The sequence below is a fragment of the Nocardioides marinisabuli genome (assembly GCF_013466785.1).
Lineage (GTDB): Bacteria > Actinomycetota > Actinomycetes > Propionibacteriales > Nocardioidaceae > Nocardioides > Nocardioides marinisabuli.
In genome coordinates, this window is record NZ_CP059163.1 from 2390169 (window position 1) to 2403622 (window position 13454).

Here is a 13454-nt window from a genome sequence, read left to right on the forward strand (position 1 = left end):
CCGGGCGAGGTGTGCGCGGCGGCCGGGTCGGGTAGGCACCGGCCATGACCTCGCGCACCGACCGGCCGCCGGCGCCGCTGCTGGCGCTCGCCGCGGTGGCGGTCGCGCTGGTGCTGGTGACCGGCGGTGTCGTGGTGGCCGGCTGGGCGGGTCGCGTCGGTGGCCCGGCACCCGCAGGCGACCCGGGGGACGGGGCCGCCGCCGTGCAGCTGGTGCGCGGCGGGGAGCACGACGCGGCCGTCCTCGAGGTCGGCGACGGCTGGACCCTGCGCCCGCGCGGCACCTCGCTCTTCTACACCGACGCGCAGGGCCGGATCAGCGCCGGCATCGACGGCGCCGCGGTGTTCCGCGACGGGTTCTGCGAGGCGGACGGCCCCGGAGCCCCCGGCCGGCCCTCCAACCGGGCGATCGCCGGGTTCGGCCGGGTCTCGCGGCTGGCGCCACGGGCCACGAGCCGCGAGCTCGCTCGGCAGTGGCGCGACGCCGTCGCCTACGACCACCGCACCGCCACCACCCACGAGACCGGCCCGCTGCGCACCCGCGAGGTCGAGCTCGCCGACGGTTCTGCGGCGGTGCGCACCGACGTCGCGCTGCGCGTCGCCGACCCCGGCGTCTGCGAGGCGGCCCGGGTGCAGATCAGCGTGGTCAGCCTCGACACCGGCCGCTGGACCTCCAGCGTGGTGCTGGTGCGCGACCGGGGCGTGCCCGACGCGCTCGGCGACGCCGCCGCCGACCGGCTGCTGGGCAGCCTGCGCCCCACCTCGGGGGAGCCGGCTCAGAGCTTGCGCAGCCGCACGTAGCGCACCGAGTGGTCGATGTCCTTGCGCAGCACCAGGGTGGCCCGCGAGCGGGTCGGCAGCACGTTCTGCACCAGGTTGGGCCCGTTGATGGTGTCCCAGATCCGCTCGGCCTCCGCGACCGCCTCGTCGTGGCTCAGCGCGCCGTACTTGGAGAAGTAGGACCCCGGGTCGCGGAACGCGGTCTCGCGCAGCCGCAGGAACCGGTCGACGTACCACTGGCGGATCTTGTCGCGCCCCGCGTCGACGTAGACGCTGAAGTCGAAGAAGTCGCTGAGCACCAGCCCGGCGGTGCCGTCCTCGCGGATGCGCGGCGGCTGCAGCACGTTGAGGCCCTCGATGATCACGATGTCGGGGCGCTTGATGACGACCTTCTCGTCGGGCACCACGTCGTAGACCAGGTGGGAGTAGGTCGGCGCCTCCACCTCGTCCTTGCCCGACTTGATGTCGACCACGAAGCGCAGCAGCGCGCGCCGGTCGTAGGACTCGGGGAAGCCCTTGCGCTGCAGGATGCCGCGGCGCTCCAGCTCGGCGTTGGGGTAGAGGAAGCCGTCGGTGGTCACCAGCGCCACGTTGGGGTGCTCGGGCCAGTGCGCCAGCATCTGCTGCAGCACCCGCGCCGTGGTCGACTTGCCGACCGCCACCGAGCCCGCGAGCCCGATCACGAACGGCGTGCGCGGCGGGGTGCGGCGGTGCAGGAAGTCCTCCTGGCTGCGGTGCAGCTCGCCGGCCGACTCGACGTACAGGCTCAGCAGCCGCGAGAGCGGCAGGTAGACCTCGCGCACCTCGTCGAGGTCGAGCTCGTCACCGAGGCCGCTGAGCTCGTGGATCTCCTCCTCGGAGAGCGGGTCCGCGGTGGCCGTGTCGGCCAGTGCCGCCCAGGCCGAGCGGTCGAGCTCGATGTACGGCGACGTCTCGCGGCCGTTGTCGTCGTGGCCGCCGTTGAGGTGGCCCCGGCCAGGCGAGGACATGGCCGCGATTGTTGCAGCCCCCGCGCCGCGCGCGTCGGGCGGTCCGCGCCTCGATAGACTCACCACCCATGTGCGGGATCGTGGGGTACGTCGGGCAGCGTCCCGCCGAGCTGGTCGTCATCGAGGGGCTGCGGCGCCTGGAGTACCGCGGCTACGACTCGGCCGGCATCGCCCTGGTCGACGAGGGGGCGCTGGTCACCCGCAAGAAGGCCGGCAAGCTCGCCAACCTCGAGAAGGTCGTCGACGACGACCCGCTGCCGCCCTCGACGATCGGCATCGGGCACACCCGCTGGGCCACCCACGGCGCCCCCAACGACGTCAACGCCCACCCCCACGTCGGGGCGACCGGGCGGGTGGCGATGGTGCACAACGGCATCATCGAGAACTTCGACGACCTGCGGGCCCGGCTCGAGGACGACGGCCACCAGCTGGTCTCCGAGACCGACACCGAGGTCGTGGCCCACCTGCTGGAGCTGCAGGTCGCCTCCGGCGTCGACCTGACCACCGCGATGCAGCGGGTGTGCAGCCGCCTCGAGGGTGCCTTCACGCTCGTGGCCGTCGACGCCCAGGACCCCACCGCCGTGGTGGCCGCGCGCCGCAACAGCCCGCTGGTCGTGGGTCTCGGCGAGGGCGAGAACTTCCTCGGCTCCGACGTCGCCGCCTTCATCGAGCACACCCGCGAGGCGCTCGAGCTCGACCAGGACCAGGTCGTGACCATCACCGCCGACGGCGTGGCCGTGTCGGGCTTCGACGGCACCCCGGCGCAGGGCCGGCCCTACCACGTCGACTGGGACCTCTCCGCGGCCGAGAAGGACGGCCACGACTGGTTCATGCGCAAGGAGATCTTCGAGCAGCCGCGCGCCGTGGCCGACTCGCTGCTGGGGCGCCGTACCCGCGAGGGGGCGCTGCACCTCGACGAGATGCGCCTCTCCGACCAGGAGCTGCGCGACGTCGACAAGATCATCATCATCGCGGCCGGCACCTCCTTCTACGCCGGCATGGTCGCCAAGTACGCCATCGAGCACTGGTGCCGGATCCCCGTCGAGGTCGAGCTGTCCAGCGAGTTCCGCTACCGCGACCCGATCCTCGACTACTCCACGCTCGTGGTGGCGATCAGCCAGTCCGGCGAGACCGCCGACACCCTGCAGGCGATCCGCCACGCCCGCACCCAGCGCTCGAAGGTGCTGGCGATCTGCAACACCAACGGCTCGACCATCCCGCGCGAGTCCGACGCGGTCATCTACACCCACGCCGGCCCCGAGATCGGCGTCGCCTCCACCAAGGGGTTCCTGACCCAGCTGGTGGCCTGCTACCTGCTCGCGCTCTACCTCGCGCAGGTCAAGGGCACCCGCTACGGCGACGAGATCGCCGAGGTGATGAGCCAGCTGGAGGAGATGCCCGGCCACATCGAGACCGTGCTCTCGCGCGCCGACGACGTCTACGCGCTCGCCGCCGACCACGTCGGCACCCGCTCGGTGCTCTTCCTGGGCCGCCACGCCGGCTACCCGGTCGCGCTCGAGGGGGCGCTGAAGCTCAAGGAGCTGGCCTACATCCACGCCGAGGGCTTCGCCGCCGGCGAGCTCAAGCACGGCCCGATCGCGCTGATCGAGCAGGACCTGCCAGTGCTGTGCGTGGTCCCGCCCCGCGGGCGCGACCAGCTGCACGACAAGATGCTCAGCGGCATCCAGGAGGTCCGCGCCCGTGGCGCCCGCACGATCTGCCTGGCCGAGGAGGGCGACGACTCCATCACGTCGTACGCCGACGTGCTGGTCCGGCTGCCCCGGGTGCCGGTGCTGCTCCAGCCCCTGGTCGCGGTGGTCCCGCTGCAGCTCTTCGCCTGCGAGCTGGCCACCCAGATGGGCCACGACGTCGACCAGCCCCGCAACCTCGCCAAGTCCGTCACGGTCGAGTGAGCGCGCCGTGCCCGTGATCGGCGTCGGCATCGACGTCTGCGACATCGAGCGCTTCGCCGAGTCCCTGGAGCGCACCCCCGCGCTGCGCGAGCGGCTCTTCACCCCGGCCGAGGCGACCCGGCCGCTGGCCTCGCTCGCCGCCCGCTTCGCGGCCAAGGAGGCGCTGGCCAAGGCCCTGGGCGCCCCGGTGGGGATGGCCTGGCACGACTGCGAGGTGGTCAACGAGTCGTCGGGGCGCCCGCTGCTGGAGATCCGGGGCAGCGTGCGCGCCCGCGCCGACGAGCTCGGGGTCGCCCACCTGCACCTCTCGCTCTCCCACGACGCCGGCATCGCCTCGGCCGTGGTGGTCCTCGAGGCGTGACCCGCCGCGGGAGCGCGCCGACGTGATCCAGGTCTCGTCAGGCTTAACACGTTGGTGACCGGGGAGGTAAAGAACGGTCTTGCCGCGTAACACGCGGCAGCGAGGGTTCACCTGCCTACCTGCCCGTTCGAGAGGAACAGCGTGAACAAGAAGAAGACCACCCGGGCGTCGTTGCTCGCCGCCGGCTCGATGGGGATCGCCGTGCTCGCGGTCGGCCCCACCGCCGCCCCCGCACTGTCGACCCCGGCGCTGTCCACCGCGGCGGCCCCGGCCGCCGCCGGCGGCGGCTACCTCGCCCCGTACTTCACCGCCGCCGACCTGACCGGTGACCGCGAGGTCACCGTCGACGACCTCGACCTGCTGGTCGAGGCGATGGGCACCACCAGCACCGACGCGTCGTGGCCCGACGTGGCGCCGGCCGACCTCGACGGCGACCTCGTCATCACCGTCTCCGACCTCGCGGCCCTCTCGCAGCGGGTGCTACACGACGACGGGGACTTCGCGCTCGTCGAGGCCAGCGCCGTGGAGATGCAGAAGGCGATGAACGCCGGCGTCGTCACCTCGGTGCAGCTCACCCAGGCCTACCTCGACCGCATCGCCGCCTACGACCGCACCGTCGTGGACACCTCCCCGACCGGTCGCGCCCTGGCCTCGATCATCGCCACCAGCGACGTGGCCCTCGAGGCCGCGGCCGCCAGCGACGCCGCCCGCGCCGTCAACGGCGGGCCCTCGAGCATGCTCGACGGCATCCCGGTGCTGCTCAAGGACAACTACGACACCGTCGACATGCCCACCACCGCCGGCTGCGGGTGCTGGGAGGACAACCAGACCGAGGACGACGCCGCCATGGTCGAGGGCCTGCGCGCCGACGGCGCGATCATCCTGGGCAAGGCCAGCCTCGACGAGTTCGCCTTCGGCTTCACCTCGCAGTTCAGCGCCGGCTCCGAGCCCGGCGACACGGTGTACGTCGCCAGCCCGTACGCCACCGACAAGACCGCGGGCGGCTCCAGCGGCGGCACCGGTGCCGCGATCGCCGCCAACCTCGGCGCGATCGGCTTCGGCACCGACACCGGCGGCTCGATCCGGGTGCCCTCGAGCTACAACCAGCTCGTCGGCGTGCGCCCCACGGTCGGCCTGGCCAGCCGCGACGGCATCGTGCCGCTCGCGCTCAGCCAGGACACCGGCGGCCCGATGACCCGCTCGGTCTCCGACGCGGCCATCGCGCTGGACGCCGTGGTCGGGAGCGACCCCGCCGACCCGGTGACCGCCGACGCCGACGACCGCGCGCCCGAGTCGTACACCTCCTACCTCGACCCCGAGGCGCTCGCGGGCGTGCGGATCGGCTACCTGGCCTCGATGCTGCCCAACGACCTCGCGGTGCAGCGGCTGTGGGCGCAGGCGGTCGAGGACCTCGAGGCCCAGGGCGCCACGGTCGAGGAGATCTCCATCGACGGCATCGACCCGGTGCTCGGCGAGGGCAGCGGCTCGACCAACGAGTTCAAGCACGACCTCGACGACTACATCGAGGCCCACCTCGGTGAGAGCGTCGCGGCCCGCTCGCTGCGCGCCATCATCGACACCGGCCACATCGTCCCCTCGCGCGCCTCGACGTACGACCGTCGCGAGCAGGTCACCGCGGAGGAGTACGACGCCTGGATGGAGTCGCACACCGCCGTCCTCGAGGGCGGTCGCGCGCTGGTCACCGGTGCGCTCGACGACAACGACCTCGACGCGATCGTCTACCCCTCGGGGCGGCCGTACGGCACCCACAGCACCAACATGCGCCTGAGCCCCAACACCGGGCTGCCGGCCGTGACCGTGCCGATGGGCCAGGCCGTCGCGACCGACCTGTCCGTCACCGGGGCGGGTGTGAACCTGGAGTTCCTGGGCCGTGAGTACGCCGAGGGCGACCTGCTGGGCATGACCTACGCCTACGAGCAGGCCACCGCGCACCGCACAACCCCCGAGCTCTACGGCGCCCTCGCCGGCGACGTGCTCGAGGGCGTCGGCAGCGACGAGTCCGCGACCCCCGGCGACGGGACGGTCACGATCTCGGCGCCGGCCAAGGTCAAGGCGGGCCAGGAGTTCACGGTCACCGTCGAGCAGGACGCCGCCGACCTCTACGCCTACGACCTCAGCATCGGCTTCGACCCCGGTGCGGTGACCTACGTGGTCGACAGCGCGGGCACCGACGACACCGGCGCCACCTACGAGTCGACGGGCGAGGGCGAGGTCGCGGTGACCCACACCAAGCTCGGCACCTCGCCGGCGACATCGGGCGAGACGACCCTGGCCACCCTCACCTTCGTGGCCACCGCCTCCGGGCCCACCGGCCTGGTGGTCGAGGAGCTCGAGACCGTCGACTCCGAGGGCACCGCCACCACCGTGGTCGAGGCCGCCGACGCCGAGGTCGACGTGCGCAAGGTCCCGACGTCCCTCGACGTCGACCTCAGCGACGACAAGGTCTCGAAGGGCTCCAAGGTCTCGCTGGTCGCCACCGTCGGCGCCGCCGGCTCGATCGCCCCCACCGGCAAGGTCAAGGTGCTCGTCGACGGTGACGTCGTGCGCCGCGCCGAGGTCGTCGACGGAGTCGCCGAGACCCGCTTCAAGGCCCGCTCGCTGGGCCGCAACAAGGTCATCGTCCGGTTCCTGCCCGCCGACCCCTTCAAGAAGAGCAAGGGCAAGGCGGTCCTCCGCACCGTCCGCTGACCCCTCCCGTGCCCCTGGGCGTGGCCGTGAGGCCACGCTCAGGGGCACGACCGCGTCGTGGCCTGAGTCGTGGTCCGGGTCGTGGTCTGGGTCGTGGTCCGGGTCGTGGCCCGTGGCCGCGCTAGGCCGCGTCCTCAGGTGCACGACCCGAGCCACGACCCGAGCCACGACCCGAGCCACGACCCCGGCCACCCCGCGGCGGGAGGCCGGGCACGCCGAGCGAGCGCAGGTCCGCGGCCAGCTCGGCGTCCTCGTGGCGCACCTCGTACGCCGTGCACCCGACCACGACGCGGTCGGGGGAGGCGAGGCGACGCCCGCGCTTCTTGTCCGCGGCCCAGTGGCGCACCTCCATGTGGAAGGAACCGTCGACCTCCAGCACCAGCACCCCACCGCCGGGCAGGTCCCACTCGCAGTCGGTCCACCGGCGTCGTCCCGCGGAGTCGGCGCGGGCGCGTTGGCGGTCCGGCGGTGCGAGCCCGGCTCGACGGCACATCACGGCGACGTCCAGCTCGGCACCGGAGTGCGCGCCGCCCCCGATCTCGCCCAGCACCTGCTTGAAGGGCTTGGCGCGGCGCAGCGGGCGGAGCTGGTCGACCCACTCGAGCAGGCGCTCGGCCGTGGTGAGGCGCTGCTGCACCGTCGCGGCCAGCAGGCCGTACGCCGAGCGCATCGGGGCGTCGTACGCCGACCAGAGCAGCACCGCAGGCTCGACCCGGGCCACGGGCAGGCCGTCGCGCGGGTGGCGCAGCAGGTCGAAGGGGCGCCGGGTGCGGAAGAAGTCCACCCCGTCGACGGGCTCGAACGCCAGCGGCGCATCGACCCACACGGTGACGCGGTCGCGGTCCCAGCCGGTCAGCCCGTGGCACGCGGCCGCCGTCAGACCGCCGAGCATGCTGCGCGGACCGGCGTGCAGGACGCCCAGCCAGCGACGCTGCTCGAGGTCGAGCGTGCCGGTCACGGTGCTGACGACGCGTGACGTGCGGTTGGCCCATCGCCTGGCCCAGACGTTGTTGCGCACCGTGTCGGAGTCGATGCCGAGCGCGGTGAGCTGACGCCGCGCCACCATCCCCGACTGGCGGGTGACCAGGTCGTCGAGAGCCTTCTCGGTGTCTGTCATGACCAGCAGGCTGCCCCGGCGCGTCGATCCGTGCGCCGCTCATCCACAGGCCCGCTGGTGGGCCGGTGCGCTGGGGTCGTGGTCCCAGTCGTGGTCCCGGTTGTGGTTCCAGTCGTGGCTCCAGTCGTGTGCCTGCCGACGCGCCATACCGCGGCCACGGGCCACGACCCGGACCACGACCCGGACCACGACCCGGGGCTAGGTTGGGGCGGCATGAGGCAGGCGCACACGGTGGAGCAGGTCAGGGCGGCGGAGGCGGGGCTGATGGCCCGGCTGCCGGAGGGCGCGCTGATGATGCGGGCGGCCCACGGACTGGCGCAGGCGGTGGCCGACTGGCTCGGCTCGACGTACGGCCGCAGGGTGCTGCTGCTGGTGGGCTCGGGCGACAACGGGGGCGACGCGCTGCACGCGGGGGCGCTGCTGGCGCGGCGCGGGGCCGGGGTAGAGGCGTGGCTGCTCTCCGAGACCGTGCACGAGGGGGGCCTGGCGGCGCTGCGGGCCGCCGGTGGCCGGGTCGTGCCCCCGGGCGGGAGCCAGGAGCCACGCCGGGGGGCACGACCGGAGGTGGTGGTCGACGGGATCATGGGCATCGGCGGCAAGCCCGGGCTGCGCCCCGACGCGCAGCGAGCGCTGGCACGGCTCGAGGGGGTCCCGGTGGTCGCGGTCGACGTGCCCAGCGGGGTCGACGTCGACACCGGGGAGACCCCGGAACCGCACGTGCGGGCCGCGCTGACGGTCACGTTCGGCACCCACAAGACCGCCCACCTGGTCGACCCCGCGGCGGGCGCCTGCGGGGCGGTGCACCTCGTCGACCTCGGCCTCGACCTGCCGGAGCCCGGGGTCGAGAGCCTCCAGGGCCACGACGTCGCCCGGCTGCTGCCGCGCCCGGCCGACGACGCCCACAAGTACACGCGCGGCGTGGTCGGGGTGCGCGCCGGCTCCGAGGAGTACCCCGGTGCCGGGCTCCTCAGCGTCGCCGGCGCCGCGACCGGCCTCGCCGGCATGGTCCGGTACGTCGGCGACGTCGCCGTGGCCGACCGGGTGCGCCAGGCGCACCCCGAGGTCGTCGGGGCCGGCCGGGTGCAGGCCTGGGTGGTCGGCTCGGGGGCGGGCGAGGGCGCCGCCGGCACCCTGGCCGAGGCGCTCGACGACGCCCGCGAGCACCACCTGCCGGTGCTCGTCGACGCCGACGCGCTGCACCAGCTCGACCCCCACGAGCCGCTGCTGCGGTCGGGGGAGGTGCCGGCGGTGCTCACCCCGCACGCCGGCGAGCTCGCCGCGATGCTCGGCGAGGACCGCGCCGACATCGAGGCGCGCCCGCTGCACTTCGCCCGGGCGGCCGCGCGCCGCTACGGCTGCGTGGTGCTGCTCAAGGGCCGCCACACCCTGGTCAGCCGCCCCGACGGGCGCACCCGCGCCACCACCACCGGCACCCCGTGGCTGGCGACCGCCGGCGCCGGCGACGTGCTCGGCGGGCTCATCGGCGCCCTGCTCGCCGCGGGGCTGGACCCCTTCGACGCCGCGAGCGTCGGGTCGTGGCTGCACGGCGCCGCGGCCACCACCGTCTCGCGCGGCGGGCCGATCGTGGCGGGCCAGGTCGCGGGGGCGGTGGCCGACGTGGTGCGGGCCCTGCCCGCGCCCCTGAGCAGTCCCTGAGCCGTCGGGTGGAAGGATGGACCCGATGAGCCTTCCGCACGACGCACGGCGCGCCGAGATCGTCGTCGACCTGGCGGCGGTCCGACACAACGTGCGCCGGATCGCCGACGAGGTCGGCCCCGACGTGGCGCTCATGGTCGTGGTCAAGGCCGACGCCTACGGCCACGGCATGGTGCCCGTCGCCCGGGCCGCCCGCGAGGCGGGGGCACCCTGGCTGGGCGTGGCCACCCTCGACGAGGCGCTGGCCCTGCGCGAGGCCGGCGACACCGGCCGGCTGCTGGCCTGGCTGACCGTGCCCGGCGAGGACTGGGCGGCCGCGGTGGCCGCCGACGTCGACGTGACGGCGTACACCACCGCCGAGCTCGACCACCTCGTCGACGCCGTCGCCCGCGCCGGCCGCCCGGCCCGCCTGCAGCTCAAGATCGACACCGGCCTCAACCGCGGCGGCTGCGCCCCCGCCGACTGGCCGGCGCTGGTCGCCGCCGCGCGCGCCGGCCAGGACGCCGGCCACTGGCGCGTCACCGGCATCTGGTCGCACCTGGCCGCCTCCGACGACCCCGACCACCCCGCCAACCCCGCGCAGCAGCGGGTCTTCCGCGAGGCGCTCGACGCCGCCGAGGCGGCCGGGCTCGAGCCCGAGGTGCGCCACCTGGCCAACTCGGCCGCGGCGCTGCTGCAGCCGGAGTCCCGCTTCGACCTGGTCCGCGTCGGCCTGGCGTCCTACGGCCTCGACCCCGCCCCCGGCCACACCCCCGACCTGGGCCTGCATCCCGCGATGACCGCCACCGCGACCGTGGCGATGACCAAGCGGCTCGCGCCCGGCGACGGCGTCTCCTACGGCCACACCTGGATCGCCGACCAGCCGGTCACCGTCGGCCTGCTGCCCGTGGGGTACGCCGACGGGGTGCCGCGCCACGCCGGCAACACCGCCGAGGTCGGCGTCGCCGGCACACGCCGACCGGTGCGGGGCCGGGTGTGCATGGACCAGCTCGTCGTCGAGCTGGCCGGGCCGGGCGAGGAGCCGGCCGTCGGTGCGGGTGACCGGGTGGTGCTCTTCGGCGCCGCCCCCGACCCGACCGCGCAGGACTGGGCCGAGGCGTGCGGCACCATCTCCTACGAGATCGTCAGCAGGATCGGCGGCCGCTTCGCGCGCCGCTGGGTCGACAGCGAGGAGCAGTCGTGAACATGCGTCGTCGTGTGGCCGGGCTGGCCGGCGCCCTCGCGGGCGTCGCGGTGGCCGGCACCGCCGCGGAGGTCGTCCGCCGCCGCCGCGTCATCGCCCGCCGGGGCGCGGGCGACCGAGCCCCCCTGGGCACGCTGCGCTCCGTGGCGCGCACCGTGGTGGCCGACGACGGGCTGCCGCTGCACGTCGAGGTCGACGAGCCCGACGCCCACGACCCCGCCGACCCGACCGGCCCCGACCACCAGCCGCTCACGGTGGTCTTCGTGCACGGCTACGCCCTCAACCTCGACTGCTGGCACTTCCAGCGCGCCGGCTACCGAGGCCTGGTGCGCACCGTCTTCTACGACCAGCGCTCCCACGGCCGCTCCGGGCGCTCCTCGCTCGAGCACGCCACCATCGACCAGCTCGGCCACGACCTGGCCCGGGTGCTCGAGGCCGAGGCACCCGAGGGGCCCGTGGTCCTGGTGGGCCACTCGATGGGCGGGATGACGATCATCGCGCTGGCCGAGCAGCACCCCGAGCTCTTCGGCGACCGGGTGGTCGGCGTGGGGCTGGTCTCCACGACCGCCGGCGGTCTCGACGTGGGCCGCCTGCTGCTGCCGGTCGTGCCGGCCAAGCTCGCCGGGCCGTTCCTGGGCCGCGCGGTCGGCCGCGCGATGGTGCCGCTGGCGCGCGGGCACCGGCTCATCGACCTGGCCCGCCGCCTCGGTGGCTCGGTGGCGATCGTGGCCACCGACCTGTTCTCCTTCGGCGGCGACGTGCCCGAGTCCTACGTGCGCTTCGTCGACCAGATGCTGGCCCGCACCCCCTTCGAGGTCGTCGCCGAGTTCTTCCCCAGCTTCGAGTCGCTCGACAAGTTCCACGTCGTGGAGGTGCTGAGCCGGGTGCCCGTCTCGATCATCTGCGGCACCTCCGACCGGGTCACCTCGATCGGCCACAGCCGCAAGCTGCACGCCCACATCGACGGTTCGCGCCTGGTCGAGGTCGAGGGCGCCGGGCACATGGTCGTCATGGAGAGCCACGACCAGGTCAACGCCGAGCTCGACCAGCTCCTCGCGGCCGCCAGCGAGCGGGCGGAGCAGCGGTGAGCACGGCGCGCGAGGAGTCCCGCCCGCGTCCCGACGTCGTCGTACGACGCGTGGGGCCGGAGGCCGCCGAGCACGTGATGCACGTGGTGCACGAGGCGTTCTCGGCGCGCCCGCCGCTCGACCCGCCTCCGGGGGCGCTGAAGGAGACGGTGCACACCATCCGCGGCAAGCTCGCCGACGGCGGCGGGCTGCTGGCCGTCATCGACGACCAGCCCGTGGGCACCCTGATCCTCGACCCGATCGGGTCCTCCACCTACATCCGTCGCTTCGGCGTGGTGCCCGGGATGCAGGGCATGGGCATCGCCGGCCGGCTCATCGACGCCGCCGTCGACGCGGTCGCCGACTCCGGTCGGGGCACCGACGACCTGATCGTGCAGGCGCGCGAGGAGCTGCCGGCCACGGTGCGCTTCTGGGACCGCCAGGGCTTCCGCGAGATCCGCCGCTACTCGCCGCTGGTCGAGATGCGCCGCCCGCTGCGCACCGCCGTCTTCCAGGCCCCGACCGCCGACGCGATGCGCGGCATCGGCCGCTCGCTGGCCGGCCAGCTCAGCCACGGCGACCTGGTCGTGCTGACCGGCGACCTGGGTGCCGGCAAGACCACCTTCACCCAGGGTCTCGGCGCCGGGCTCGGGGTGCGCGGCAACGTGACCTCGCCGACGTTCGTCATCGCCCGGGTGCACCCCTCGACGGTCGGCGGCCCCGAGCTGGTCCACGTCGACGCCTACCGCCTCGACGGGCTCGAGGAGCTCGACGACCTCGACCTCGACACCTCCCTCGACGAGGCCGTCACGGTGGTGGAGTGGGGCGAGGACCTCGCCGAGGGGCTCTCGGAGTCGCGCCTGGAGATCCGCATCGTGCGCGCCATCGGCGACCCCGACGACGACCGGGACCCGGTCTCGATGTTCGACCCGCGCCGGGTCGAGGTGACGCCCGTCGGCCCGCGCTGGCACGCCCTGTCCTTCCGCGCGCTGGGCTGAGGCGAGCGCGGTGGCCGGCGTCGAGGTCCTCGACGGCGGGCGCCCGCCCCGGGGCCCGCGCGCCGTACGCCGCCTGAGGCTCCTGGCCGCGCTCGTGGCCCTGCTGGTCGTCGCGGGCGCCGTGCTGGCGGTCCTCGACGCCCGGTGGCGCGACGACGAGCGCGACCGGTTGGCGGGCTGCGAGGAGCGGGCGCTGGCCGCGGCCCGGCGCACCGACACCGTGCTCGCCGCGATGGTGGCCTACCTGCGCCCGGCGTTCGCGGCCGTCCCCGAGGGCAGCAGCCGCGACAGCTTCTACGCGATCGTGGCCGCCGAGGCCGAGGAGGTCCGCCCGGTGCTGCGACGGGCGCTGGAGGTCTGCCGCGGCGTCGAGGTGCGGTCCTGGCACCGCGACCTGGGCGAGCAGCAGCGGGCGTACGTCGCCTACCTCGCCGCTCGCGAGCAGCTGGTGGCCGAGGTGGCCGCCGATGGGCGGGTGCTCTACACCGCCGACCAGGCCCGCTCCGACGAGCTGGCCGCGCTGCGCGAGGAGGCGTTCGGCGCCCGCCGCTGAGGACAACCGGCTTTCGGCCGGTGTCGGTGGCCGGTCGTAGACTCGAGCGCGCTGCACCGCACCCCCGTCTCGCGCCCGAGCGGGGGCGTTGCCCGTGCGGCGCCCTCTGTGCTTGACGCACCAGCGACC

General features: G+C 74.5%; 11 protein-coding genes. 9 read left to right on the top strand and 2 right to left on the bottom strand.

Translation table 11 applies throughout. The features are described 5' to 3' along the window. Positions 1–44 precede the first annotated feature (44 nt). Positions 45–800 (top strand): DUF8017 domain-containing protein, encoded by a 756-nt coding sequence (locus H0S66_RS11420; RefSeq protein ID WP_179615496.1) that lies wholly within the window; start codon positions 45–47, stop codon positions 798–800. On the opposite strand, the gene coaA is transcribed toward H0S66_RS11420, so the two are convergent. Then, positions 776–1768, bottom strand: coding sequence for a type I pantothenate kinase (coaA, locus tag H0S66_RS11425; protein ID WP_179615497.1), 993 nt, complete (start codon positions 1766–1768; stop codon positions 776–778). The genes H0S66_RS11420 and coaA overlap by 25 nt on opposite strands. Positions 1769–1836: 68 nt before the next feature. On the opposite strand from coaA, the gene glmS reads away from it, so the two are divergent. From glmS to H0S66_RS11440, 3 genes are all read left to right on the top strand, one after another. After that, entirely contained in the window at positions 1837–3681 is a 1845-nt protein-coding gene (gene glmS / locus H0S66_RS11430) for a glutamine--fructose-6-phosphate transaminase (isomerizing) (RefSeq protein WP_179615498.1), read from the top strand. A gap of 7 nt (positions 3682–3688) precedes the next feature. Then, positions 3689–4042, top strand: a complete 354-nt coding sequence (locus H0S66_RS11435) for a holo-ACP synthase (protein WP_179615499.1) — start codon at positions 3689–3691, stop codon at positions 4040–4042. Positions 4043–4183: 141 nt separating this feature from the next. Next, a complete protein-coding gene (locus H0S66_RS11440; RefSeq protein ID WP_179615500.1) occupies positions 4184–6751 on the top strand; it encodes an amidase family protein in 2568 nt (855 codons plus the stop codon). Between the two features lie 121 nt (positions 6752–6872). Here the strand turns inward: H0S66_RS11440 and H0S66_RS11445 are convergent, their stop codons facing one another. Then, the gene (locus H0S66_RS11445) at positions 6873–7868 is read right to left on the bottom strand and encodes a hypothetical protein (protein ID WP_179615501.1); all 996 of its coding nucleotides are present in this window, start codon (positions 7866–7868) and stop codon (positions 6873–6875) included. A 213-nt stretch (positions 7869–8081) separates the two neighbouring features. On the opposite strand from H0S66_RS11445, the gene H0S66_RS11450 reads away from it, so the two are divergent. Genes H0S66_RS11450 through H0S66_RS11470 form a run of 5 tightly spaced genes read left to right on the top strand, consistent with a single transcriptional unit; the run spans position 8082 to position 13325 of the window. Continuing rightward, positions 8082–9524, top strand: a complete 1443-nt coding sequence (locus H0S66_RS11450) for an NAD(P)H-hydrate dehydratase (protein ID WP_179615502.1) — start codon at positions 8082–8084, stop codon at positions 9522–9524. Positions 9525–9549: 25 nt separating this feature from the next. Beyond that, on the top strand, positions 9550–10707 hold the full coding sequence (alr, locus tag H0S66_RS11455; RefSeq protein ID WP_179615503.1) for an alanine racemase: 1158 nt from the start codon (positions 9550–9552) through the stop codon (positions 10705–10707). 2 nt (positions 10708–10709) lie between these two features. Then, a complete protein-coding gene (locus H0S66_RS11460; protein WP_179615504.1) occupies positions 10710–11795 on the top strand; it encodes an alpha/beta fold hydrolase in 1086 nt (361 codons plus the stop codon). Continuing rightward, on the top strand, positions 11792–12772 hold the full coding sequence (gene tsaE, locus H0S66_RS11465; protein WP_258016870.1) for a tRNA (adenosine(37)-N6)-threonylcarbamoyltransferase complex ATPase subunit type 1 TsaE: 981 nt from the start codon (positions 11792–11794) through the stop codon (positions 12770–12772). Before H0S66_RS11460 ends, tsaE begins: the two co-directional genes overlap by 4 nt. Positions 12773–12782: 10 nt before the next feature. Further along, positions 12783–13325 carry a hypothetical protein gene (locus tag H0S66_RS11470; RefSeq protein WP_179615505.1) on the top strand — a complete coding sequence of 181 codons (543 nt, stop codon included), beginning with the start codon at positions 12783–12785 and terminating at the stop codon, positions 13323–13325. Positions 13326–13454 lie beyond the last annotated feature (129 nt).

Excerpts from the sequence above, each read along its gene's own strand:
- coaA (WP_179615497.1), bottom strand. The coding sequence starts at position 1,768 with ATGTCCTCGCCTGGCCGGGGCCACCTCAACGGCGGCCACGACGACAAC.
- glmS (WP_179615498.1), top strand. The coding sequence starts at position 1,837 with ATGTGCGGGATCGTGGGGTACGTCGGGCAGCGTCCCGCCGAGCTGGTC.
- H0S66_RS11420 (WP_179615496.1), top strand. The coding sequence starts at position 45 with ATGACCTCGCGCACCGACCGGCCGCCGGCGCCGCTGCTGGCGCTCGCC.
- H0S66_RS11445 (WP_179615501.1), bottom strand. The coding sequence starts at position 7,868 with ATGACAGACACCGAGAAGGCTCTCGACGACCTGGTCACCCGCCAGTCG.
- H0S66_RS11460 (WP_179615504.1), top strand. The coding sequence starts at position 10,710 with ATGCGTCGTCGTGTGGCCGGGCTGGCCGGCGCCCTCGCGGGCGTCGCG.
- H0S66_RS11450 (WP_179615502.1), top strand. The coding sequence starts at position 8,082 with ATGAGGCAGGCGCACACGGTGGAGCAGGTCAGGGCGGCGGAGGCGGGG.
- alr (WP_179615503.1), top strand. The coding sequence starts at position 9,550 with ATGAGCCTTCCGCACGACGCACGGCGCGCCGAGATCGTCGTCGACCTG.